Here is a 24,221-nt window from a genome sequence, read left to right as displayed (position 1 = left end):
CCCTATACACTGAGTGACTAGTTCTTCTAGTCACTCAGTGTATAGTCGCGGTAATTAAGAAGTCAACAAGTTATAAAAAGGAAAGATTTCTATGCTCCGATGAAACGACTATACAAACTCTCATCACGGACTACATCAAGCTCACCGATTGTTTCGAACACCCCATCAGGACCACAAAACCGCTCTTTAAACCGATATAGCCCATCACTTAAATCAACAAGTGGCACGCCACCCATATCGTAGCGACTCATACCGTCACGCTTCGCCTGCACAATAGCCTCATAATTCATTTGGTAACTTGGCCGTGTTTGCCGCATATCATTTGACGAGGCGGCATATACATAGGTAGCCGTATCACCATAGCTAATAACTAAACAAGCAGATAAGGCCAAACCTGATTCATGCTCAGTAATCCACAACCGTGCTTGAGGGAAGGCATGCATCATCCGATCATAATAGTCATACGGACGATGCGAAATACCATGCCGTTGCGCCATAATCTCAATGAGGCGATAAAACTCATCCAAAACATGGTAGTAATCTGATGAATCCACAGTCACATAGCGAGTACTAACACCATTTTTCTCCCCTTTGCGGATCTTGTTTCGCACACTAGAAGAAAAAGTCATCATCGGCTTATCGAGATCGATGGCCGATAAATCAACAACCATCATAGTGCGGGGATTTGAAAAACGTCCTTTACTATTTTCATCCGGGCGAATGATATAATCTGACGCTTGCCATAAAGCTACCAGCTCTTGCCGCCAGGACTGAAACACACCTAAACGCAGTAAAAATGAATGACGCTGACGCAATACTGGTTCAGCTTCAGCAATCAGTTCCTCAACCAATTCCCGATCAGAAAAGTCACACACCGGAGCACCCGGACCATAAGTAAACGACGACCGCCCACCATCATTCGAAATAGACAACAAACTCATGGCAGCCTTAATATTGCCAGCTTCATCTTCTACATAAACATAGTCCGCATCCCAATTATTCTTCACCTGCGCCCAACCAACACTTTGCATAAAAGTCCCATACGGGCTTGAACCCACAAAATCCTCATAACGCTCAGCCAGCACAGCATAATCCGAATGGGAACTATTAAAAGTAGGCATATTAAACCACCCTAACTTTTATCTGGAAGGTATCCGTAACACAAGCTTGGTGTACTACATCCACTTCGCCATAAACTCATGATATTTTTCCTGGTTGCGCACGACATCGAGCTCACCAACATACTCACGAACGCCATCTGGACCACAGATCCGCTCCTTGAAGTTATACAAACCATCACTGAGATCAGCTGTGTAAATTCCGCCCATATCGTAAATATCCACGCCATCGCGTTTCGCTTGAGCGATAGCTTCATAATTCATCTGAAAACTTGGACGAGTCTGTCGCATATCGTTCGAGGACGCCTCATAAACATCACTGGCGGCCCGATTGTATGTCACGCCTAAACTTCCGGCTAGTGCTTTACCGGAAACATGCTCGGTAATCCACAACCGTGCTTGAGGGAAGGCATGCATCATTCGATCATAATAGTCATACGGGCGATGCGGAATACCTTGACGCTCTGCCATGGTTTCAATAAGCTGATAAAACTTATCTAAAACGTCACGATAATCGGGAGAATCAACAGTGACGAATCGTGTTGCAACTCCATTTTTCTCCCCTTTGCGAATCTTATTTCGTACGCTAGCAGGGAAAGAAATCATAGGATCTTCTTCGTCAATCTTATCGAGATCTAAAACCATGACAAGTTGTGGATTGGTAAAAGATCCTCGAGCGGATTCCGACGATCGCATGATATATGATGATGCCCGCCAGATATCTACCAACTCTTGGTTCCACAACTCAAAGCTCCCAAGGCGCAGTACAAAAGAGTGCCGATCCTGTAGAACTGGTTCAGCTTCAGCAATCAGTTCCTCAACCAATTCCCGATCAGAAAAGTCACACACCGGAGCACCCGGACCATAAGTAAACGACGACCGCCCACCATCATTCGAAATAGACAACAAACTCATGGCAGCCTTAATATTGCCAGCTTCATCTTCTACATAAACATAGTCCGCATCCCAATTATTCTTCACCTGCGCCCAACCAACACTTTGCATAAAAGTCCCATACGGGCTTGAACCCACAAAATCCTCATAACGCTCAGCCAGCACAGCATAATCCGAATGGGAACTATTAAAAGTAGGCATAATAAGTTAGCTTTCTTTGGAAATAAAACTAAAAATACAAAGATATTTTAACACAGACGGCACTGACGTTAATTTAGCTTTTCCGCTCAGCATCCGAAAATCTATCTAGATATTCAGCTGATTATTTATGCAGTGAACTGGCCATAGCCTGCGTGATCCCGAATAATATCTAGCTCACCAAAATATTCTCGCACCCCAGTTTTTCCAGTAAAGCTCTCTTTGAACTGATACAAGCCTTCTGTCGGATCAACTGCTAAAATCCCACCCATGTTATACGAGCACATTCCCTCACTAACCGCTTGCGCAATAGCTTCATAGTTCATCTGGTAGGTTGCCCGATGATGGCGCATAAGATCAGAAGATGCGGAGTAAACATAGCTTGCTACCTGGTTGTAGCTAATAACAATACACGCTGCTAATACTTGTCCTGATTCATGTTCACTTATCCATAACCGAGCATTCGGATAAGCGCGTATAAGCCTGTCAAAATAAACGTAAGGCCGATGCGAAATACCATGCCGTTGCGCCATAATCTCAATGAGGCGATAAAACTCATCCAAAACATGGTAGTAATCTGATGAATCCACAGTCACATAGCGAGTACTAACACCATTTTTTCCGGCCTTGCGAATCTTATTTCGAGTTTTAGATGAAAAACTAGCAAGTGGATCTACAGCATCGAAATCAGCAAGATCTAAAACCATTTCCGTCCGTGGATTAGTAAAAACTCGTGGAAGTAGTTCTTGGCTACGCACAACATAAGGGGAATCCTGCCAAAGCTCGATGAGTCCACGATTCCAAGGTTGGAAAACTCCTAGGCGCAGTAAAAATGAATGACGCTGACGCAATACTGGTTCAGCTTCAGCAATCAGTTCCTCAACCAATTCCCGATCAGAAAAGTCACACACCGGAGCACCCGGACCATAAGTAAACGACGACCGCCCACCATCATTCGAAATAGACAACAAACTCATGGCAGCCTTAATATTGCCAGCTTCATCTTCTACATAAACATAGTCCGCATCCCAATTATTCTTCACCTGCGCCCAACCAACACTTTGCATAAAAGTCCCATACGGGCTTGAACCCACAAAATCCTCATAACGCTCAGCCAGCACAGCATAATCCGAATGGGAACTATTAAAAGTAGGCATAGTTAAATTAGCTCTCTAAGTAGGCAATCTCCACTGCACGTGTGATTATTTTACCCTACAAGTGAATAAGTAAAACGATATAAGCATAAATTATCTATCGTCAAATAAGCCACAGGGATTCTCATCTTTCGAATTCCTTTCCCACCCCTCCACGTCACCTGCAGTGAGGACGAAAATCGGATGAGTCCGAAATTTACCACTGACCCACGGCTCATGATGCAATAACTGTGGTGCACGTCGTTCAATTTTAGCTCGTAACCATTGAGCCTCGTACGCCAACTGTCCAGACGTAACTGGTACTTGAATGTTAGTTATCACCCGCGGTGGGAAAGTAATTTTTGTAGCATCAAATGCGTATCCACGCCGAGTAGCATCTTCATGGAGTCCAGCTAGCCAAGCGCCAATAGCAGCCATCGGATCATCTTGGGCCCGAAATCTCTCGAGCTGCGGATGGTGCTGATATCCTTTGGTCAAGCCAGCAAGCACTTTTTGTGCCAATAGCCCCTCACGCCAACCAGCAACTAATGCCGCCCTATCCAAATGGCTTGGATCTAAACTCCATAAACGCACAAAACCACCTTCTCCCTAGCTGCAAACCATAGCTAAACTAGCAACAAGTATTAATGTTATCGTTTCACCCATTCTTCAGTATCCCGCGAATGCACGAGCAATCGCCATAAAATAATACTCAATAAAATAACTGCCATGATCAAAACAGCTATCGGCAGATCGTGCACAATAAATCCGGCTCCCACAAAAGCCCCAAATGCCATTGCGAGTATCGAGACAAGACGTCTGCCAACATTATGCTCTTTTTCTCCAACCGGGCTTCCATCACCAGCCAACCCAGTAATAGTCAACGTCAAAACGGTTGTCGTCAAATCTGGAACAGCGATAGCTCGCGCAGAAGCATTTTGCAACCCCATCGACGTACTCAATAAACTAATAGTCGCCACAAGTCCCACCAACTGTAGTGTGGAGTTAAGAAGCAACGACGTCCCCATAGCAAAAAGCATAAGCAGTAGTTGAACAGTCATCACTGCAGCTAAGAATTGCGCCCGATGGTTACCAAGACGGCTACGCCGGAGCTTCCCGCCAGTAAAAGCACCAACGATAAAGGCGCAGATAGCTAAAATAGACGCCCACCACGTGAACCCGGGAGCTCCACCCAGGGCAAATCCTACAAACACCACGTTGCCCGTCATATTAGCAACAAACACTCGTCCTAAAACAAGATACGAGTATGCATCCACTAAGCCAGTTACTACCGTCCATAACACAAAATATGCAGGCAATGGACCATGCGGATTGCCCTCGACTGGGAATAGTGTTTCTTTTACTTGCCGTACTACGATATACATATTCTCTCCCGTTTTACCACTTCCCCAACCACCAAAACACTTCTTTTATTCCCATTCACATAGAGAATCTCATCCTTCATAACTTCATCAATAAACACCAGACAACTACTGACGCCAGGCATTGCTGTAGTAAAAGGGTTCTTCGCGTTTTAGCGGGGTGAAACGTTGTTACTCGGTGGGTTTACAGGCCTAGTATCAAGTGCTGGTGTAGTGATTTTAAAGTTAGTAGCTGTGTTTTCGTTGCCGTTAATGTGGCGGTGATGAGATTTTTAGTGGCCCGGAATAACTATACAAAAGTAAGCAATATACATTGTCTTTGTTAACCCGTTGTTGTTAGTGCGAGGAACACTCGATGATAGAAAATGCCTTGTGATCTTCTCACTGGTAAACAGGTTACACGAAGATATTATGCAGCAGTCTCCAGTTAGGTTTACCGGCATACAGTAATGCACGAATGCGATAGTTGTTGAAATTCGTGAACCCAAATCCGATACGTTTAATACGTTTGATGAGATTGTTTAACGCCTCGGTGATGGAATTAGAAAGATGCGTTTGATGATACGCCAAGATTTGAAGCTGCCATCGTTGTAGCGTGCGTCCTAGCTGCTGAATTTCTGGGGGCATAGCCACATCCAGGCATGTTTGTATCAATTCTGCAAGCATGGTGGTCGCAACACCAAGATCTGTTTGCTGATAAAACTCTCGTAAGCGTTCTTTTATCCGATACGCAATCGCTACTTCAGCGTGAGGATCTCCTAACACAAGCATGCTTTCTAGACGCTGGACCATTGCTGGCAGTAGTTTTTCACTACCATATGTCAGTAAACGCCGAATCTTGTATAAAGGATCTTTTTTATGCCCACGGTGTCCCAAGGTCTGATTTTGTACGCGTCTACGTACAGTATCTAACACACGATTGGCTAACGTAATCACATGGAAATGATCAGCTATTTGAGTTGCCTGAGGTAATACCACGTTATACACAGCACGGTATGTTGGGCTCATGTCTAAAGTGGCATAACGGATTCGTGCTTTCCAAGCGTTGGGCTGGTCTTTTAAATAGCGGGCTACGTCTATGTAGTTACAGCTTGGGATAATATCAATGATTTGATGATGCTCGACGTCACATACCGTAGTGACTTCAAACTCACAAGCCGAGCAAGAATTACGGTAGGATCATAAGCGGTGAAGGTACGTTCAAGTTTTTGATTCACACTCTAAGCATGAACTACCTTCACCACTTCTGCATCTCCACACCCCGCTAAAACACGAAGAGCCGCTATAACGCACGGGATCACCAGTCCACCCATCGCATAAAAATAAAGCCGGAATATCAACACTTAGTTAACATTCCGGCTTTTCTAGTTGCGGGACCAGGATTTGAACCTGGGACCTCCGGGTTATGAGCCCGGCGAGCTACCGAACTGCTCCACCCCGCGTCGGTACTTACTAGCTTAGGAGGATGAGGCGTTAAGTTCAAGATAGAAACAGGTGCCCTTTCTCACGTCACACGATTTACCCACGCTCTACGCTCCACAACACATTTAACTGGAAAACATTAAACCGCTTGACACCGCGCACGTTAAGTAGTTAATTAGTTATGTAACTAACCAGCTAGCGAGGTGATGTCTGTGAATGATGAAAAACAGATGCGTTTTGAGTCAAACACGCCAATATACCTACAGATTGCCGAAGATATTCGCCGCAGAATACTTGACGGTGATCTGCAACCAGGAAGTCAACTCATGTCAACCACACAATACGCCACTACATACCGGATTAACCCGGCAACAGCCAACAAAGCATTTGCCATTTTGCAGGCAGAGGGCTTGGTCTACAAACAGCGCGGAATCGGAATGTTTATCACCGATGAGGCTCCAGCTCTCCTACGCGCTAAAGGACAAAAAGAATACCTTGACTCCGTTCTATTACCAGCTATCAACCACGGATTAGCACTTGGATTTGATGCACACAAAATCCAAACCCTAGTTCTTTCGATTTTGGAGGAGCACAAATGATACCGAATCCACCGTTGCACGTCATAACTGAAAAAACTAGCTACTCATACTTCCGCCACCGCGCTCTTGACTCGGTGTCTGCCACTTTTGAAGCGGGCACAATCACCGGCCTTCTCGGGCGTAACGGATGTGGAAAATCTACACTATCAATGGTTTTGGCTGGACAACTGAAATATTCCGGTCATGTGCAAATGAACTGGGCTGGGCAAACTTCATCGCAACCTATCTGGGAAAACCGCGAACTTATGCAGCATGTTGCCCTAGTTTCAGATGAGACATCGGTCTTTACGGAACAAAAGATGCACGAAACGATCGCGCTGTGGCAAGCCACCCGGCCCAACTTTGACCGCGAGCTATGCCTCGAACTTCTCGATCAATGGTCGATCAACCTTAAGCGTAAACCCAAAAAACTCTCTCGCGGACAAAAATCAGCATTCTTTGCTTCGCTTGGTCTTGCTTCACGTTGCGCACTAACAATATTCGATGAAGTACACATAGGCATGGATGCAGTAGTGCGCCAAGAATTCTACGACGCCTTGTTAGCCGACTATGTCAAACATCCACGAACGATCATCATTTCTTCACACCTGGTTAACGAAATCGAAAACATGATCGAAAACGTCGTTATTTTAGATCGCGGCGCAGTGAAAGAAACCGGCAACGCCGATCACTTACGCGCAAAGTATTCGAATGAAAACACCCTCGCTTCACTCACCGATGTTCTCATCGCAGCAACTCGGAGGAACTCATGAAACTCATCTCTCGTCTCATTTTCACTCATCAACTGCGTCTGACTGCTATATGGGCCTTAGGATTGATTACTGGTATCTATGTGATTAACGTGTGCACTGCATATTTCTTTGGCGCTTCTGGCGGATTGCAACTCAGCGCGAAATTCTTCGACGTTGAATTGCAATCGATCCCACCAAGCGGGGATCTCGGTCAACTGCCAACGGTTGTTGGCGCAACAACGCTGGGTCTGTCAGGTCTTCTGCCGATAGTTTCTGCCGGTTTGTTCATAGCTGTTTTCGGAGAAGGCGCCCGAGCCTGGTTGGCTGCCGGGGTAAATCGTCGCACGATCTACGCCACCTGCCAAGCGTTCGCGGCCTTGACCACCGTCGTAATCACTGCCTTGATCTGCTTACTCATCGGTGGCACGATATTCACCGGAGCAGCAGTTTTCACAGGGTTTTCCCTCACAACTGTGGTCGATACTCTCTTGATCTGTATCGTAATCTCGCAACTAGCACTTCTAGTCACCGCCGTTTTCCTGCGATTTTCAATGTGGATAGGGATGAGCCTACTCATCGGCATTCCGCTAGCCGTGGGATTATTCATAGGAAACGTTGGAACGTGGATACCTCAGCTGATTATTGGCTTTGACCTGGCTAACAACGATCTGCTGTTATGCGTTCTACTGATAGCTTTCAGCCTCCTCATGGCCGTATTGAGCTGGCTACTCCTCTACCGGTTTCCAATGCGTCGCGGATAAAGCCTGATAGAAGCGAATGACTTTACACTTCTGGCACGATTAGTGATGCGTTGACCACCGTAATCAAAAATGGCGAGCAGTATGCTCGCCATTTTTGATTACCTACACCCTACGGTTGATTTTGTGCATCAACCTTTTGTTGAGCCTCAGCCGCCCGAGTAATAGCTTCATTAAGCTTCTTTTGAGCCTCCCCATAACCTGCCCAATCGCCAGACTTCAACGCCGCATCAGCAGATTGAATCGCTGCTTTCGCATCATTGAGCGCCGTATTCAGATCGGCGGCGGGAGTGCCTGCCGGCGCGCTCGGCAACGCCGGAGCTGGCTTCACTGGCTCGGTGGGCTTCGTGGAATCGGAATCAGTGCCGTCAGTTCCAGGAACCTTGACCTTATCACCATCAACTGGCGCAGCCTTATCGCCCACGATGTTCGCATCGCCCGCATTCACACCGGCGTCACCAGCAAAGACCATATCAAGTGATTCTTGCAAGGTTGGAGCAAAACCAACTGAATCACCAAACAGCGTCAGCACATACTGCAAAGTTGGATACTGGGTACCCTTTGACGCTTGAACATAGACCGGCTGGACATAAAGCAGACCGCCACCGACAGGCAAGGACAACAAGTTACCTTCAAGCACCTTGGTGCCACCTTGACGCAACAGGTTCAAATCTGTTGACACCTTCGGATTAGCAAACATTGTATTCTGTGCTTGGCCAGGGCCTGGAACAGTTAAGTCACGTGGCAGTTCAAGAAGGCGCAGCTTTCCATATCCCGGCGCAATCTTGCCAGTCTCATTGCCTGCATTAGAATCAGCAGCCAAGAAACCAGTCATCACGTTACGCTTGGTGTTTCCACCAGGGATATAGGAGGTTGACAGTGAAAACGACGTCTCTTCCTGACCTGGCATCTGCAACGTCAAATAGTACGGTGGCTGTGCCGGAGCATTCATATCATTTTCCGACTGGCCAGTTGGTTCGCGTGGAATCTGCCAGAAGTCACCACCGGAGTAGAATGACAACGCATCATCAACGTGGTAGCGGGCCAACAAGCTACGCTGCACATTGAACAGATCCTTCGGGTAACGCACGTGAGCAATCAAATCACCTGGCATCTTGGCCAACGGAGTGACCTGACCTGGGAAAATACCTTGCCATGCCTTCAAGATCGGATCTTTTTCATCCCACTGGAAGAGCGTCACCTTGCCATCATAAGCATTGACAACAGCCTTCACCGAGTTACGAATATAGTTAATCTCGTTCGTACCTCCGGCAATCAACGCGCCAGATCGGTTGGTGGCATCGCGGGTAGTCTCATCAAGAGTCTCGCGAGCCGAGTACGGATAGTTGTTCGACGTCGTATAACCGTCGATAATCCATACGAGTTCAGATGGCGTATCCGGATTTGAATCCATATCGACCACTGCTGGAACAGCCTTCGAATCAAGCGTCAAATATGGTGCAACCTTAGCAACGCGCTGATGCGGGTCGCGGTCAAACAAAATCTGCGATTGATCCGTGACACGATCCGAGAAGAACAACTCAGTAGAACGGTACTTGATCGCAAACATGAGCTTAGACCACATGTTGCCAATCGATGGACCGCCGTTACCGGTGTAGGTGTTATTGACCTGACCGTTGGGAGCATTATCGTTTGGATAATCGAGCTCCCACGGTTCGGAAGATTCCGGCGCACCCACGATCGAGTACTCTGGGGATTGCTGGCCGAAATAGACGCGTGGTTCGAAATCACCGAGCTCACCAGTGGACGGGATTCCCGCTTCCCAGAATGCCGGGTCACCCTTAGAGGTAACAGTGTTTCCGTATGCAGCAGCCACTCCGAAACCATGAGTGAAAACAGTATGATCATTCACCCAAGATCGGCGCTCATTATCAAGACCCTCAAGATTTAACTCTCGAACCGCAATCACGGTATCGCGTAGCTCACCATCAATCGTGTAACGGTCTACAGTCAGTGGCGCCTTGAACGAATAATACTGCCGATTTTGTTGTAACTGATTAAATGACGGATCCACGATATTAGGATCTAGCAATCGAATTTGAGCTGTCGTTTGCGAATCTTGACGCAACTGACCAGGCTCAACAGTTGTCCGCGCTTCATACGGTTGAGTTTCTACGCCAGAAATCCCGTAAGCCTCTAGTGTGGCATCAATATTGCGCTGAATATAAGCAGATTCTAATTCGGCAGCATTAGGATCAACCTTGAAACGTTGGAGCAACGCTGGGTAGGCGGCATTTACTACCAAAGCCACCCCGAACACTGAAGCCACGCCAACAACTGCTGGCTTCCAGCGACGCACAATACCGGCATACAAGAACATCACCGCAACGAGGGCAGAAGCAATCGCCAAAATAGTTAAACCGGGCTGAGAAGCATTAATATCCGTATAAGTTGCACCCGAAAAACGTTGCTTATTACCCAAGAGCAGATTGTAACGATCCAGCCAATAATTGCCGGCAAAAAGAAGGGCACCGATAGCAAATAGAATGCCGAAATGTAACTGAGCTTTCCCCTTCAAGACCGGCTTATTACCCCGGAACGTAAATGCCCCATTAAACCAATAGCCACAGACGGCCGCTGCCAGAGATAAAACAAGCAAAGTTGAAAGGAAAGCAAGCAGAATCTGCAAAGCTGGCAACGAAAAAACAAAGAACGAAATATCTAAACCGTACTCTGGATCAGCAACACCAAAAGAAGTCCCGTTAAACCACAACAAGAACGTCCGCCAACTACCCGCAAGCCCGGCACCAAACATTGCCCCAATAGCTAAGGGAATAAGTACGTACGTGACCAAAGAGTGCTGACGGAACCACTCCATATTCTTTGCTAACGGGTTAGTGGGAACCACAACGCCGTCGTCAGATCGGGCTTTACCAAGCGAAACACGTAAATTAAGAGCAAACACAATCGCAGCAAGCAAAGCGCCAATCACGCCCAAGCCAATTGCAGCTCCGTATTGGGTCCAAAATACTCGCGCTGCACCGATCTGCTTATACCATGCCATTTCCGTCCAAAACTCGGCGAAAATAACTAAGGCAAACACAATAACAGCAAGCACGATTAACGTTGGGGTAAATGCGCCACCAGGAACCTTGCCTGGTTTTGGAACCGGGCGCGACATATTCGGCGTCGATGTTGTCACAACATTATCCTTCACATCGTTTGGTATTTGTGTAAATACACAAATTCTCTTTTTATAACCGTACCCTACTTGCCCAACAGATATACAGCCATAGGAGCGTTATATATATGCCTGCGGAGAACACTGTGGAACAATGTTACCTATGACTAATGAACTTTCTACGCAACAAAAATCTTTACGCGATGCCACATTGGATATTGAACGCCATGTTGCTACTGGTGGCTGGAATGGCCCGATCCGCATGTTCGCACTCGTCCGAGCTCAAGCCGCACTCGCAAAAAATCCCGAACTTGCTAACGAATTACCAGCTGATGTGCACGCCCAATCGATCACCGATCCAGCTGTGTTGTTTTCCGTAGAACAAGAAGATCTGCCACCTGCCTCGTCCCTCGAAGAACTCCTTGGCCAGATTATCTGGCCACCAGAGGTAGATGGTGCAGCAATTTCGGCAGAACGAATCGTTTTACCGCCGTCGGCAGAAGCCGATATTCCCGAAGACGACGATGAAGCCATGGCCTTTTTACAACACCATCCACAACGTGAAGACGTACGCATGGTTGTTGCCGTCTTGCGTGAGGGGATAACTTGGAGCGTTATCCGGATGCGTTCACATGATTCAGACAACGATGTATTATCTGGCGAAAACCTGGTTGAAGGCTTAACTGCGGCCCTCCAAGCCACGTTCGATGACACGCTGAGATAAAGCGTTACTGAATTGGGATACGCGGAGCTGAAACTGCAGAACACGGTGTCAGTTCGCTCGTTTTACCCTCACCAATCGCTTTAACTGCGCTAATCGAATCGTCAATAGTGCGCACTGCCCACACATGAAGGCCCTCTGGTACTTTCCCGTGGGTCTCCACACAATTGGCTGCTGGTGCCAGAAAATCTTGCGCCCCTGCGCCACGAGCACCCACTAGTTTCTGAGCTATTCCACCGATAGGCTGAATCGTACCATCCCATGAAAGTGCACCGGTTCCAGCGATGCGATGGTCACCACCTAAAGATCCTGGAGTGAGCTGATCATAAATTGCTAGTGAAAAAATATTTCCAGCACTCGGCCCACCAATACCATCAATGATGTAGGAGGCTTGAGCCGGCAAGCTGACGTCAGTGACGGAAATAAACACACCCATCATCGATCCTGGCTTCACTGTCCCATCAAATTCTGGCTGGCGCGCAACCGTTGTCACAGATTCTTCCATTTCTTGTCCATCTCGCAGAATGCTGACAGTAATATCTGTTCCTGGATCGACGGTTGATAATAATGTTGACAGTTGGCTAAATGTTGCGATTTTCTGTGGTTCGTCCATCGTTGGAGTTTTCACAGCGGTAATGATGTCACCTTCATGGAATTTCACATCTTTATTCGTGTTTCCCACGATAGCAAGAGTCATATGCACATCGAGCCCAGCGCGTTCCATAGCAACGGCAGCGGCGGTATCTTGCGAAGAGTCCATCATTTGCTGATCGCGCAATGACACTTCTTCACTATTTTCTTGTGGAGCATACAATGCGCGAACTGGAACAATACGAGCTGCTGAATCGAAAAGTGCCGATACTACTACCCCGCCACTGGCCCCAGAATCCGCGTTCCCATATGCCGAGACTGTTGTCATGTAGAGATGAGTATCTGAGGGGTATGTTTCTTCTCCATTTACTTCGACGATGCGTTGGCCTTCATAAGAAGCAGTTACTTCGTCTGCTGGACCAGGAGCCATGACAATAAAACTTGTTGGCATCGCAAGTGCGGCTACGAGGAACATTCCGAAGATAGTTGCGGGAATTGCCGGTGATTTTCCCGGCCACGTCACTTTTTTCACTCTTCCATCATGCCTGATGAATCCTCACGACGCAGAATTGATTATCATTTTCGTTCGCTCACCGCGCAGGCGGTGAGCCACGTTGTGTGGAAGTAAGGTTGGCAGTTAGGCTTAAGAGACAGCAAATAAGGAGATTTTATGGCCGAGCATAATGATGAGCAGTGGGAAGAAATGCTGCGAGCGATTATGGGCGATTCTGCCGATGAGGTTATTCGCTCCATGAAAGATTCTGGGATGGATCCATCTGCTCTTGGAGTGCCGATGAGCCCCGATCAATTCCAGGCAGTTACTGCTCAGTTGAAAGCTATGCTTGGATCTCATGGCCAAGGTCCGGTTAACTGGAAGATTGCTGAAGAAGTTGCCCGCGATACGATTGTCCGTTCCCATATGGATAGTTTGTCTGCCGCTGATGGCGATAAAGTTCGTTCAGCTTTGTCAGTTGCCTCGCTGTGGCTTGATGCGGTCACGGGTATTGATCCGACGACGGGACCGAACCTTGCGTGGACGCGCCTAGATTGGGTAGCACATTCATTACCGACTTTCCGCAAGCTTCTAGACCCGCTTGGTGCAAATATTAGCCGCGCATTTGGTGATGTGATGCGCCAGCAACTAGAACAACTTCCGCCAAAGATGTCTGGAATGATAGGCGATCCAAGTACGTTGCTAACCAATATGGTCTCATCGTTCTTGGGTATTCAATATGGTACTGCCCTAGCTCAGCTAGCAGTGTCTTCTTTTGGAACAGCAGATATTGGCTTACCGCTGATGGAAGGTTCTTCGGCCGCCTTAGTCAATGCCAACATTGTTGATTTTGCTGCCGATCTTGATATTTCGCTCGATGACGTGCGGATGTATATTGCCGTTCGCGAAGCTGGCGCGGCTCGTCTCTTTACCTCAGTTCCTTGGTTACGTTCTCGCATTATTGATACGGTTACTGAGTTTGCTCGAGGTATTGAGATTGATATGGAATCAATCGAACAGCAAGCTCGCGAACTTGATTTGAGCAATCCGCAAGCGATGAATGATATAGATTTCAGTGGAGTTTTTTCACTTGAACAATCAGCGGCTCAAAAAGATGCACTCGCACGGCTAGAACATCTTTTGTCGCTCATTGATGGCTGGGTTTCTGCGGTATCGGCTCGTGCAGTTCTCGCCTATATTCCGCATGCTCCTGCCTTACGCGAAATGTTTGCGCGCCGAAATGCTACATCACATCCAGCTAAAGCTGTTTGGGGTGCTCAGCTTGGCGTTGAATTAGCGCCACGTGATCTTCGGGCGGCTGTGGCTTTCTGGGATCGGGCAACCACCGAACGTGGCGACGAAGGCCGCGATGCGTTATGGTCCCACCCTGATTTACTTCCATCAGCAGAGCAGTTGCACGATCTTGATTCATTTTTCTCGCCTCAAGCAGCTGCTATTGAAGATGAACTGGATTCTTTCTTAGCTCAGTTACTTGACAGTGAGGATGATAGTCCATCTGAAGATCAGAGCAAATAATTTCTCCACAACTGTGGATTGACACCGTTGAGATCGTTAGAACGTGACTTAATCTAGTGCCACCGTTAAGAGGAGGCACAATGCGTATCATTCCCGGTTTACCTGTTATTTGGCGCGATACTGATCAGATTCAAATTGGTTTGGATCCGCGCACTGGCATTATTTTATCGGGACTAAATAAGTCTGAATTAGCTTTTGTTGATTCGTTATCAACACCGCAGTCTGAACTGGAGCTCAAGGCACGTATTCGGAGTTTACGTTTGCCCGCCGCCAGGGTTAACGAGATTGTCACTATGCTCGATAAAGCTCACGTATTAACTCGTGAAGACTTGTCTTTTCCCGACGCGGTGGCAGGAGTGCGCCTACATGGTTCGATACCTCATCAGCGCCGTCATGCCCATGTTCTTTTTACCCGCGGAGATTACGTTAGTTGTGTGGCAGCCTTAATTCTTGCGGATGCTGGCGTCGGAAGAATTGAATGCCAAGATAATAGTAGTGTCACACACACCGATCATCCGTTATTACAAAAACAATCTCGTGGGATGCCTCGTTGCCTGGCGTGGAAAAGTCTTTTACAACAGCCACAAGGTGCACCGCAACGTGCTACACGTCCAACAGTTGTTGCGGTATCTGGATCGCATCTTATTAATCCCGCTACTACTGCACAATGGCTTGCCTACGGTGTCCCAATCGTTCATACGTGGACTGAGGAAGTTAATCTGATTGTTGGCCCAACAACACTACCGCATATTTCTGCCTGCGCTTCGTGCGTATATTTACACCATTTACAGGCCGATCCCATGTGGCAACATCTAGCGATGCAAGCATTTGGCCGCCCCGATATACTCGCTGATATTTCTTCCATGGAACTAGCTGGCGCCTATGTAGCACGAGAAATTTTGGCTTTGATAGATCAACATGAACCAACATTGTTGAATAAAATTATGACGATTGGACCGCAACCAGCACTCCCTGCTTGCTACGAGATGCCGGTACATCCGGACTGCGGATGCCGTGACTACGAAGATCAGCCTCGGCCAGAACCGATTGATGTTCGATGAATAATCTCTAAAATATCTTCCCCAAAATTGGATAGTTTAATTGTTCCTATCCCTTTTATTTTTCCAAGTTCAACAAGATTGCGCGGCTTGTTAATAGCTATGTCACGCAGAACGGATTCGTGGAAAATGACATAAGGCTGACGCTGAGCTTCATCAGCTACACGTTGGCGCCATCGAAAAAGTTCTGCTAACAGTTCTTTGTCTTCACTGTGGTAGAGATCGAATTCTTGGGCTTGCTGCGCTGATTTCTTTCTTGCTTGAGTTGCCCGAGATAGTTCTTGTGGCCAGACGTCATCTAAAAACCGCGAGCGCTTACGATCTGCACGCCCACTATTACCGCGAGCATAGGAGATAAATAAGTCATGTTGCGCACGAGTTATTCCGACGTATAGTAACCGTCGCTCTTCTTCGATCCCAGTTATGCCTTTCGCTAATGAAATAGGCATCAAACCTTCACTCATGCCTGCCAAAAATACTGCTTGCCATTCTAGTCCTTTGGCGGCGTGCAACGAGGCTAACGTAACCGAATTTGATACCGGTTCATTCATCATTTCAGCTCGCTCAGCCATTTCCGCTAAAAACTCTTCTACTGAAGCGTCCCGTTTTTCTTCCATAGCAGCAGCAATTTCACGTAATGTGTTTAATGCATCCCACCGCTCCCGTATGGCTCCGTGTCCAACCGGAGGTTCTGGCCGCCAACCAACTTGTTTAAGTGCATCAATCACGGTGTCCTCAAGCCCCTTGTGTTGCGGGAGACGAGCAATAGAACGCAACGTAACCATTGCTTCTTTAACATCTTTGCGTTGAAAGAAGCGTTCAGCATCTTTAATTGATACTGGTATTCCAGCTTCTGTTAGTGCTGTTTCAAACGCCACTGATTGAGCATTAGTACGATATAAAATAGCAATATCTGAATATTTCAATCCGTCATTTACCAGCGAGAGAATCTTACCGGCGATATGGTTAGCCTCATCAGTGTCATCAGCATAGGCATCAAATTTTACCGGCCTTCCAGATGGGAGCATTGATGTGAGATGAACTGCTCCAGGAACATCTTGGTGCCCAATAACAGTATTTGCTAGATCCACAATCTGCGGAGTAGAGCGGTAATCACGATGAAGTGTCACGATGCTAGCTTGCGGAAAATGCTGTGAAAACTGTGAAAGATAGGTTGATTGTGCACCAGCAAATGAGTAAATGGTCTGCGCAACATCACCGACGACGCACAAGTCTCGCCGGTCTCCAAGCCACAACTGCAAAAGCCGATATTGCATGGGAGAAACGTCTTGGAATTCGTCAACAACAAAATGCCGATACTGATGGCGAATAATTGAAGCAATTTCTGGTTCGTCCCGCATCATGCCAATAAGCAACAAAATGACATCTTCAAAATCAATAACCCCACGTTCGGCTTTCACATCTTCATATCGTGAAATCAGATGAGCAATATCTTGATAGGTTGTTCCGGCAACATAATCACGTTGCTGTTGCGTAGCGCGTTCAACATATTCTTCTGGCGGGCATAACGTAACCTTCGACCATTCGATTTCCGCAGCAAAATCTCTGATGGCTGGCTTGCTTGTTTCAAATCCTAGCGATGCTGCAGCACCCGAAACTAACGCTAGTTTTGATTCTTTGATTTCTGGCACATACCCACCTATCGCCTGTGGCCAAAAATGACGTAGTTGCGATAATGCAGCCGAATGAAATGTTCGTGCATTCACCGGACGTACTCCTAAATCACGAAGCCGAGAACGCATTTCTGACGCAGCTTTATTGGTGAATGTGACAGCTAGAATATTGTGCGGATCAAATATGCCACTGTGTACTGCATAAGCAATACGGTGGGTAATAGCGCGAGTTTTTCCAGTACCAGCACCTGCAAGTACTGCCATCGGGCCGGTGACATGACGCGCAACTTCTTGCTGATCTGGATCTAAAGACTCCAATAACTTATCCGCATACATCGGCCCACCTCTTTCTTCTCTTCAAATGCTAGTCATCAGTCTATCTAAGATCTCCCACAAGGTGCCGAGCCGCCGATAACCTGTGGATTATTCGTCGTTTCGGGCAAGCCAATGCTCAATTAACGCTCGCCCAATTGATACACGCGGCGGTAAAGATAACTCGCCTAAGGCCACTCGCTCACGAAGCTGCTGCCGAGTAATAAAGAAAGCTTCCGCAATTTCCTGATGATCCGGTCTGACTTCTTCATCGCTGGTAGTGCCGTAAAATGCGGCCATCAGTGACCCAGGAAAAGGCCAAGGTTGTGAAGTAAGGTAACGAACCTTATCCAGTTCCACCCCAACTTCTTCCCGCACTTCACGTCGTACCGCGGACTCAAATGTTTCACCTGGTTCAACAAACCCTGCCAATACCGAAATGCGCCCTACTTGCCAACGACTATTCCGGGCGACAAGTAGGCGTTGCTGGGAGTCCATAACTCCCACAATAACTGCCGGATCAGTACGCGGAAAAACAACATGTCCTAAACCGCACACCCGTCGTCGTCCCCAACCTTCCGAGCGTAACGGGTGAGAACATTTCTCACAAAACATAGCTCGCTGGTGCCATGCACTCAGTGCCAGCGCACCCCATATCAGTAACATGTTCTTCGGGGAAATATCTCCTGTCACTGTACGAATATCAACAAACGGGTCACTCATTCTCGAATCACTGTTGAATAGATTTTCGCCAGCACTATCAAGACTATGCACAAAATAGTCATAGTTAGCATCGGAGACTAGATATATCAGCTCCTTTTCATCGTATTGACCGAGATACCAGAAAATCTCTTGTTCTTGCATCGCGATATTGCCGTCGCAAACCAACATGATTCGGGCTCGATCTTCATCGAATACCAGATCGGGACTAACCCCGATATCATTGCTATTCCAACACTCTACTAACGGATCATACATGTGTGTTAGTTCATCCACAGCACAACCTTACCGCCTCAGCGCCCGAAAACTACATAAATTTGCCACAATATAAGACGTGACTATTACAAATATGCCATACCCTCATGCTCCGCTCGCACAACCAGTCTGCAGCGTTCCGCCACGATTAGGGGCACATCTAGTTGATGGTGGAGTTGATATTGCTATCGAAGCACCCCATGCAACCGCTGTGTGGGCTTGTTTTGTTGATCCGGACAATCCTAGTTCTGAACGCCAAGTCGCTCTTAACCCTGGTATGTACGGCATATGGTCTGGTCATGTTGAGGGCATCCAAGCTGGTCAACTCTATGGTATTCGTGCTGATGGACGCTGGGATCCAGCCGCCGGTCATGTTTACAATCCAGCAAAGTTGTTACTTGATCCGTATGCGCGTGCGGTGGGGCGATCTCCGCAGTTAAACCCTGCCTTGTATGGATACGTTATTGACGACGACGGCACGCCTCACTTTGCTGAGCGCGACGAACGTGACTCGGGCGCTTATGGCCCACTCGGTGTTATTCTGCCATATACTCCTGCCCCTACTAGTCACCCCTATACTCCGTGGGATGAGACTGTTATTTATGAAGCTCACATTGTGGGGTTGACGAAGACGCTGCCGGGCGTGCCAGAAGAACTACGTGGTACCTATGCTGGCTTAGGCCATCCTGCGACGATTACACACCTGAAATCGTTGGGTATCACCGCAATCGAATTGTTGCCTATTCATGCCAAAATGAGTGAACCATTTTTGACTCATAAAGGCTTGGAGAATTATTGGGGCTACAATACGCTCGGCTTTTTCGCACCCGAGCCCAGTTACGCCACCGAAAGCAGTCAACAAGCTGGCGGGCAAGCGGTTCTTGACGAGGTCAAGAATATGGTGGCCGCGTTGCATGCGGCTGGTATTGAGGTGCTGCTCGACGTCGTCTACAACCATTCGTGTGAAGCTGGGACAGACGGCGTGACGGTTTCCTGGCGGGGGCTTGATTCGTCACTGTACTACCGCCACGATTCAGCTAATCCGGGGGCCTTTAAGGACACCACGGGGTGTGGCAATTCTTTCGATTTCCGCCGCACGTCAGTGATTCGGATGACGTTGGATTCGTTGCGTTACTGGGTTGAAGTAATCGGCGTTGATGGGTTCCGTTTCGATTTGGCGGTGACTTTGGGGCGCGAGGGCGATAATTTCAACCCGAACCATCCGCTCTATAGTGCGATGGCAACCGATCCGGTTCTGCGCACTGTGAAGCTGATTAACGAACCGTGGGATGTGGGTTATGGCGGTTGGCGTACTGGCCAGTTCCCGGTGCCGACGGCGGACTGGAACGATCGGTTCCGTGATACGTTACGTTCGTTTTGGCTTTCGGAGCCGGCTGCAATGCTTCACGGCGGGCACGGTTCTGATTTGCGCGATTTAGCTACCCGCATGGCTGGTTCTGCTGATTTGTTCGGCCACGGCCGACTCCCTGGTGGACGTGGCGTGCATGCCTCGGTGAATTTTGTGACGGCACATGATGGTTTTTCGCTCAACGATTTGACCGCTTATTCGCATAAACATAATGACGCGAATTTGGAGGATAATCGTGACGGTAGCGATAATAATTTGTCGTGGAATCACGGAGTTGAAGGTAGCGCGTCGGAGGCTATTATGACGATGCGGCGTAAATCGGCGCGTAATTTGATGGCGTGTTTGATTTTGGCTGCCGGCACTCCGATGCTCACAGCCGGAGACGAAATCTTGAAAACCCAGCATGGCAACAATAATGCGTACTGCCAGAATTCGCCGCTATCGTGGCTGGATTGGGAGCTTGGCGAACATGAAGAAAACATGTTGGCAACGACGTCGTTCTTGTTGCAGTTGCGCCGGGAACATGCGGTGTTCCGCCCGACCCAGTTCTTTACCGGCAGTCCGCGCGAGGGCGACGCGCTACGTGACATGGAATGGTTGGACGCTTCTGGCAACCAGATGCAGGACTACACGTGGTTTGATCCCCAGGCCCGGTTGGTGCAAATGCTGCGTTCGGGGCGTGGAATAAGTCGCGATGCGTTGGTGATTATTAACGGTCAGGCTCAGGCTGAACAGGTCACGCTTCCGTGGGGACGCGGTACTGATTTTGAGTTGATGTGGGCCAGCCAATGGGAACGCCCACGCGACCACACGGAGCATATTGCCCCCGGTGGGCATCTGACCCTCGCACCGTTCTCGGTGGCGGTATTGCTTGGTGGAAGTGTGGAGAGCTAAACCGGGCATTGTTCGCACTTTGCTGCGTTGTTTCGTGTTTTGCGTGCGCAAAAAAGCGCCCAGCGACATGAGAGCGTTGTATAGCATCCTACCGTGCCTATCCGCCTTTTGGGTCTCAACCTAGCGAGGAAAATCGAACTACTGCCGTTATGGCAGCACTTTTGCAATAGCGGATTCGGGCAGACTTCACAGGCAAATCATCAAGCTATCGCTGCATTCGCTACATTTTCGCTGCACACGTCAGCATGACCGCACCCATAAAATAGCCATCATCGAATAGGTAGCGATCAAAGGTCATCGGTCGAACACACCTCTTAGCGGTTTTAACTCGGGAGCTAGATTATTCTTGCTAGCTCCCTTCCTCTCGTTTTGACGGTTGTGTAAAAATACTTTCAATCAACACATAAGTAGGCTAGAATTATCCTACAAATTATCGATAGAGGTATGATTTTATGTTAGTCAATTCTGAATCAATGGTGTCCATGCGTGAGGCAAATCAGAACTTTTCGAAAGTGGCCCGGCAAGTAGAATCGTCCGGGCCAGTGGTCATTATGAAAAACAATCGGCCTCAGTATATTGTGATGCGTTTCGATGACGTAGAAAACGCGGTCAGTATAGATAATCAGGAAGAGACTGTTGCAGACGATGTGATCGCCCAACTAACTCACCAGTTTGCCGATAATTACGAACAGGCACTGCGCGAACTTGCGAAATGAAAGTCATAAGTCGCGCTCAAGTAGAACATGTACATACTTATTTAATCAACCGTTTTGGCGGAATAAACGGTCTAAGAGATGAAAGCTTACTAGAGTCTGCACTCGCAACCCCATTTCAGACCTTCGACCATTATCCCCTCTATCCCGATCCAATCCGCAGAGCTGCTAAACTCGCACATTCACTCATTAGCAACCACCCATTTATTGATGGGAACAAGCGAACCGGAGTGACAATTATGGGCATCTACCTGAAACTTGAAGGCTTCGAGCTGACTGCCACAAATGAAGAACTCATCGAACTTGGTTTAAAAATCGCCACACACGCCGAACTCAGTTACGTCAATGACTGGCTGGGATCCCACACGGCACGTATCCACTAGAACGAGAACAACCATAGCCGTAAAAACACCCAGTATATAAACGCGGTAAACAAGCACTCTAGCCCTCTCCTTAGTCGCAGTACTGCTAGGCGGAAGTATGGAGAACTAACCGGGCATTATTCGCACTAGGCCGTATTGTTTCGACCATTAATGTTTCATATAGGCGGCACAGCGCACAATAGGGTGATACGCAGCTAACGAGACACCAGCCGCCGATCGGCGTCGGGCAGACGAGGAACGCCACTGATCCGGACCCACGCTCGCTGATTGCTACGCCAGGACCCCTTAAGCGGTTTCGAGTTGAGTGCTAAACATGCGATAAAACTCGGTCTCGTTTTCCATCAGCTCTTGATAGGACCCGGTTTCACACACTGTTCCGTTCTTGAGAACGATGATGTTCTTTACTCCTCGCAGCGTGGAGACTCTGTGAGAGCTAAGAATGATGATTCTGCGCTCGGCCTCGCGCGCTAACCTATCAAAGATGCGTTGCTCGGTTGGAGCATCCACCGCGCTCGTCGGCTCATCCATGAACCAAACTGGAGCGTCGGTGAGCACAGCTCGTGCAATCGCAAGTCGCTGCCATTGCCCACCAGAGAGCTCACTTCCACCCCATTGGACTCCCAGCATCGAATCCAGTCCTTGCGGAAGTGCGCTTACAAACTCTTCGGCTTCAGCAAAGCGCATCGCCTCAGCAATACTACTTTCCGAAATGACCGATTCTGGCACACCCAACGTCACAAAATCTCGCACTGATAGCTCGTATCTGCCATAGTCTTGATGCACTGAAGCGAAGGCGAACCACTGCCGCGAATCTGCTAAGTTCAACGCTTTACCATCAACAAGGATTGACCCACTCACGTCATTTTGAACTCCTTGGAGTGCTTTGATCATCGTTGTCTTGCCAGACCCATTTTCGCCAACCAACGCACACAACGAGCCTTGCTCAACATTGAATGCTACGTCTCGCACAGCCTGAAGGTCATCATAGCGAACACCGACATTCTGAACACTCACACTAGTCACGTCACTGATGATGGACTCTTGTGGTTTGCTCGTATCGATCTGGAGCAGTTCACGCAAATGGTGATTTGCTGGCATAGAAATAGCGAGCTCACCTACTTGATATCCGATTCCAGCCATTGCTGAAATACCACTCATCAAGCCAATAATTCCAGCGAACACCGCACCGACCTCATGTTGCGCATCCCGATACAAGAACACCAGAGCGACGATGAACAACACCGTCGTTACCATGCCAGATAGAGAGTCAGAAATAACCGACTTCCCTTCGAGCTTTTCACGAATTTTCCGATAATCCCTACGCGACTGCGCCGCACCTAGAGCCAGCTGCGACGTCGCGTTCATGGTAGCCAACTCTGAACCTGTACGATAATAGGAGAACTGGTCCTGCAAATAAACCGAGCGACGATTAAACTCAGCAGCAATAGGCCAATACTTTGCTTCTTGCCGGCCATACCAGGCATATGCGAGCGCAGTCGGGATCGGAGCAAAAATACTAATAAACGCAGCCTTCGCACTCAAATCGTACAGTGCAACAGCTAACGTTCCCGCAGTGATGACTGCACTGACGATATTGATCGACGCTTGAAACTGTGAGGACGGATGCCCTTCAGAAATACATTGGCGTGCTTTGCGCACCGTGCTCATAAATTCCTCGGACTCGTATAATACAGCCGGAACATGGGTCATTTTGCGATCGAATTGATCACCAGCATGAGTATTAACCCGTAGCGCATTTATCCGCGATGACGCATTCGCTATTTGCTGTAGTGCTCCTCCAGTACCGAATAAGGATCCCGTTAGAACTAGCATCAGCATTGCAGACTTCGCATCAATCAAGGTCTCCGATAGGAACCGCACGACCACAACGTTAATAGCCGGAAGAAACGCAACCGCGAAAATCAGCACAGAAGAAATAACACTCCACAATCGTGAAACACTAAACCCATACCGCAACGCCCACAACCACCCCGGATATTCATCAAACGTTTTCACCGCACACCTCCATAGCTCTAATACATACAATTAATTAGACGTTGCTGGACTTTCCAACCATCGCAACTTGTATAGCCACATTGAACCCAAGAGTCAAGAGAGTCCGAATTGAAACCTTTCTGAATATCACCGACAGTATATCCATCCTG

General features: G+C 48.1%; 19 protein-coding genes, 1 tRNA gene and 1 pseudogene. 9 read left to right on the top strand and 12 right to left on the bottom strand.

What is annotated here, in order from left to right; all coding sequences use genetic code 11:
- Positions 1-89: 89 nt before the first annotated feature.
- The 7 genes and pseudogenes from HC352_RS02070 to HC352_RS02040 all read right to left on the bottom strand — a co-directional run bounded on the left by HC352_RS02070 (position 90) and on the right by HC352_RS02040 (position 6,167).
- Entirely contained in the window at positions 90-1,121 is a 1,032-nt protein-coding gene (locus tag HC352_RS02070; RefSeq protein WP_168917363.1) for a lipid II:glycine glycyltransferase FemX, read from the bottom strand.
- Positions 1,122-1,175: 54 nt separating this feature from the next.
- Complete coding sequence (locus HC352_RS02065) at positions 1,176-2,213, bottom strand: lipid II:glycine glycyltransferase FemX (RefSeq protein ID WP_168917362.1); 1,038 nt, start codon at positions 2,211-2,213, stop codon at positions 1,176-1,178.
- A gap of 125 nt (positions 2,214-2,338) precedes the next feature.
- The gene (locus HC352_RS02060) at positions 2,339-3,367 is read right to left on the bottom strand and encodes a lipid II:glycine glycyltransferase FemX (protein ID WP_168917361.1); all 1,029 of its coding nucleotides are present in this window, start codon (positions 3,365-3,367) and stop codon (positions 2,339-2,341) included.
- A gap of 90 nt (positions 3,368-3,457) precedes the next feature.
- Positions 3,458-3,937 (bottom strand): pyrimidine dimer DNA glycosylase/endonuclease V, encoded by a 480-nt coding sequence (locus tag HC352_RS02055; protein ID WP_168917360.1) that lies wholly within the window; start codon positions 3,935-3,937, stop codon positions 3,458-3,460.
- Positions 3,938-3,993: 56 nt separating this feature from the next.
- Complete coding sequence (locus HC352_RS02050) at positions 3,994-4,728, bottom strand: YoaK family protein (protein ID WP_211080693.1); 735 nt, start codon at positions 4,726-4,728, stop codon at positions 3,994-3,996.
- 393 nt (positions 4,729-5,121) lie between these two features.
- A pseudogene (locus HC352_RS02045) lies at positions 5,122-5,856 on the bottom strand (ISL3 family transposase); the annotation flags it as partial.
- A 237-nt stretch (positions 5,857-6,093) separates the two neighbouring features.
- Positions 6,094-6,167, bottom strand: a tRNA-Met gene (locus HC352_RS02040).
- A gap of 210 nt (positions 6,168-6,377) precedes the next feature.
- Between HC352_RS02040 and HC352_RS02035 the strand changes: the two genes are divergently transcribed.
- Genes HC352_RS02035 through HC352_RS02025 form a run of 3 tightly spaced genes read left to right on the top strand, consistent with a single transcriptional unit; the run spans position 6,378 to position 8,238 of the window.
- Positions 6,378-6,746 carry a GntR family transcriptional regulator gene (locus tag HC352_RS02035; protein WP_369801281.1) on the top strand — a complete coding sequence of 123 codons (369 nt, stop codon included), beginning with the start codon at positions 6,378-6,380 and terminating at the stop codon, positions 6,744-6,746.
- The gene (locus HC352_RS02030; RefSeq protein ID WP_168917358.1) at positions 6,743-7,498 is read left to right on the top strand and encodes an ATP-binding cassette domain-containing protein; all 756 of its coding nucleotides are present in this window, start codon (positions 6,743-6,745) and stop codon (positions 7,496-7,498) included. Before HC352_RS02035 ends, HC352_RS02030 begins: the two co-directional genes overlap by 4 nt.
- Positions 7,495-8,238, top strand: coding sequence for a hypothetical protein (locus HC352_RS02025; RefSeq protein ID WP_168917357.1), 744 nt, complete (start codon positions 7,495-7,497; stop codon positions 8,236-8,238). The genes HC352_RS02030 and HC352_RS02025 overlap by 4 nt, the downstream gene beginning before the upstream one ends.
- Positions 8,239-8,347: 109 nt before the next feature.
- Here the strand turns inward: HC352_RS02025 and HC352_RS02020 are convergent, their stop codons facing one another.
- The gene (locus tag HC352_RS02020) at positions 8,348-11,398 is read right to left on the bottom strand and encodes a UPF0182 family membrane protein (RefSeq protein ID WP_247645211.1); all 3,051 of its coding nucleotides are present in this window, start codon (positions 11,396-11,398) and stop codon (positions 8,348-8,350) included.
- A 142-nt stretch (positions 11,399-11,540) separates the two neighbouring features.
- On the opposite strand from HC352_RS02020, the gene HC352_RS02015 reads away from it, so the two are divergent.
- Positions 11,541-12,101, top strand: a complete 561-nt coding sequence (locus HC352_RS02015; RefSeq protein ID WP_168917356.1) for a PPA1309 family protein — start codon at positions 11,541-11,543, stop codon at positions 12,099-12,101.
- A 4-nt stretch (positions 12,102-12,105) separates the two neighbouring features.
- Here HC352_RS02015 and HC352_RS02010 read toward each other — a convergent pair whose 3' ends face one another.
- Positions 12,106-13,221, bottom strand: coding sequence for a YlbL family protein (locus tag HC352_RS02010; RefSeq protein WP_168917355.1), 1,116 nt, complete (start codon positions 13,219-13,221; stop codon positions 12,106-12,108).
- Positions 13,222-13,359: 138 nt separating this feature from the next.
- Between HC352_RS02010 and HC352_RS02005 the strand changes: the two genes are divergently transcribed.
- Both HC352_RS02005 and HC352_RS02000 read left to right on the top strand, forming a co-directional pair.
- Entirely contained in the window at positions 13,360-14,718 is a 1,359-nt protein-coding gene (locus HC352_RS02005; RefSeq protein ID WP_168917354.1) for a zinc-dependent metalloprotease, read from the top strand.
- Positions 14,719-14,798: 80 nt separating this feature from the next.
- Positions 14,799-15,779, top strand: a complete 981-nt coding sequence (locus HC352_RS02000; RefSeq protein WP_168917353.1) for a hypothetical protein — start codon at positions 14,799-14,801, stop codon at positions 15,777-15,779.
- On the opposite strand, the gene HC352_RS01995 is transcribed toward HC352_RS02000, so the two are convergent.
- The gene (locus tag HC352_RS01995) at positions 15,746-17,746 is read right to left on the bottom strand and encodes an ATP-dependent DNA helicase UvrD2 (protein ID WP_168917352.1); all 2,001 of its coding nucleotides are present in this window, start codon (positions 17,744-17,746) and stop codon (positions 15,746-15,748) included. The two genes, HC352_RS02000 and HC352_RS01995, sit on opposite strands and share 34 nt — an antisense overlap.
- Positions 17,747-17,833: 87 nt before the next feature.
- Complete coding sequence (gene nudC, locus HC352_RS01990; RefSeq protein WP_168917351.1) at positions 17,834-18,718, bottom strand: NAD(+) diphosphatase; 885 nt, start codon at positions 18,716-18,718, stop codon at positions 17,834-17,836.
- Between the two features lie 58 nt (positions 18,719-18,776).
- Here nudC and glgX point away from each other — a divergent pair, with 58 nt between their 5' ends.
- From glgX to HC352_RS01975, 3 genes are all read left to right on the top strand, one after another.
- Positions 18,777-20,960: a glycogen debranching protein GlgX gene (gene glgX, locus HC352_RS01985; protein ID WP_247645210.1), complete on the top strand. Its 2,184-nt coding sequence runs from the start codon at positions 18,777-18,779 to the stop codon at positions 20,958-20,960.
- 452 nt (positions 20,961-21,412) lie between these two features.
- Positions 21,413-21,676: a type II toxin-antitoxin system Phd/YefM family antitoxin gene (locus HC352_RS01980; RefSeq protein ID WP_168917350.1), complete on the top strand. Its 264-nt coding sequence runs from the start codon at positions 21,413-21,415 to the stop codon at positions 21,674-21,676.
- Positions 21,673-22,056: a type II toxin-antitoxin system death-on-curing family toxin gene (locus tag HC352_RS01975; RefSeq protein WP_168917349.1), complete on the top strand. Its 384-nt coding sequence runs from the start codon at positions 21,673-21,675 to the stop codon at positions 22,054-22,056. Before HC352_RS01980 ends, HC352_RS01975 begins: the two co-directional genes overlap by 4 nt.
- A gap of 285 nt (positions 22,057-22,341) precedes the next feature.
- Here HC352_RS01975 and HC352_RS01970 read toward each other — a convergent pair whose 3' ends face one another.
- The gene (locus HC352_RS01970) at positions 22,342-24,072 is read right to left on the bottom strand and encodes an ATP-binding cassette domain-containing protein (protein WP_168917348.1); all 1,731 of its coding nucleotides are present in this window, start codon (positions 24,070-24,072) and stop codon (positions 22,342-22,344) included.
- Positions 24,073-24,221 lie beyond the last annotated feature (149 nt).

Origin of the sequence: Arcanobacterium buesumense, assembly GCF_012563545.1 — a bacterium.
In the GTDB taxonomy this organism is placed as follows: domain Bacteria; phylum Actinomycetota; class Actinomycetes; order Actinomycetales; family Actinomycetaceae; genus Arcanobacterium; species Arcanobacterium buesumense.
Note: the sequence above shows the minus strand (reverse complement) of the source record. Positions and strands in the feature narration are given on the sequence as shown.

Excerpts from the sequence above, each read along its gene's own strand:
- HC352_RS02005 (WP_168917354.1), top strand. The coding sequence starts at position 13,360 with ATGGCCGAGCATAATGATGAGCAGTGGGAAGAAATGCTGCGAGCGATT.
- HC352_RS02060 (WP_168917361.1), bottom strand. The coding sequence starts at position 3,367 with ATGCCTACTTTTAATAGTTCCCATTCGGATTATGCTGTGCTGGCTGAG.
- HC352_RS02025 (WP_168917357.1), top strand. The coding sequence starts at position 7,495 with ATGAAACTCATCTCTCGTCTCATTTTCACTCATCAACTGCGTCTGACT.
- HC352_RS02065 (WP_168917362.1), bottom strand. The coding sequence starts at position 2,213 with ATGCCTACTTTTAATAGTTCCCATTCGGATTATGCTGTGCTGGCTGAG.
- HC352_RS02050 (WP_211080693.1), bottom strand. The coding sequence starts at position 4,728 with ATGTATATCGTAGTACGGCAAGTAAAAGAAACACTATTCCCAGTCGAG.
- HC352_RS02015 (WP_168917356.1), top strand. The coding sequence starts at position 11,541 with ATGACTAATGAACTTTCTACGCAACAAAAATCTTTACGCGATGCCACA.
- HC352_RS01995 (WP_168917352.1), bottom strand. The coding sequence starts at position 17,746 with ATGTATGCGGATAAGTTATTGGAGTCTTTAGATCCAGATCAGCAAGAA.
- HC352_RS01980 (WP_168917350.1), top strand. The coding sequence starts at position 21,413 with ATGTTAGTCAATTCTGAATCAATGGTGTCCATGCGTGAGGCAAATCAG.
- HC352_RS02070 (WP_168917363.1), bottom strand. The coding sequence starts at position 1,121 with ATGCCTACTTTTAATAGTTCCCATTCGGATTATGCTGTGCTGGCTGAG.
- HC352_RS02000 (WP_168917353.1), top strand. The coding sequence starts at position 14,799 with ATGCGTATCATTCCCGGTTTACCTGTTATTTGGCGCGATACTGATCAG.
- HC352_RS01975 (WP_168917349.1), top strand. The coding sequence starts at position 21,673 with ATGAAAGTCATAAGTCGCGCTCAAGTAGAACATGTACATACTTATTTA.
- HC352_RS02035 (WP_369801281.1), top strand. The coding sequence starts at position 6,378 with ATGCGTTTTGAGTCAAACACGCCAATATACCTACAGATTGCCGAAGAT.
- HC352_RS02030 (WP_168917358.1), top strand. The coding sequence starts at position 6,743 with ATGATACCGAATCCACCGTTGCACGTCATAACTGAAAAAACTAGCTAC.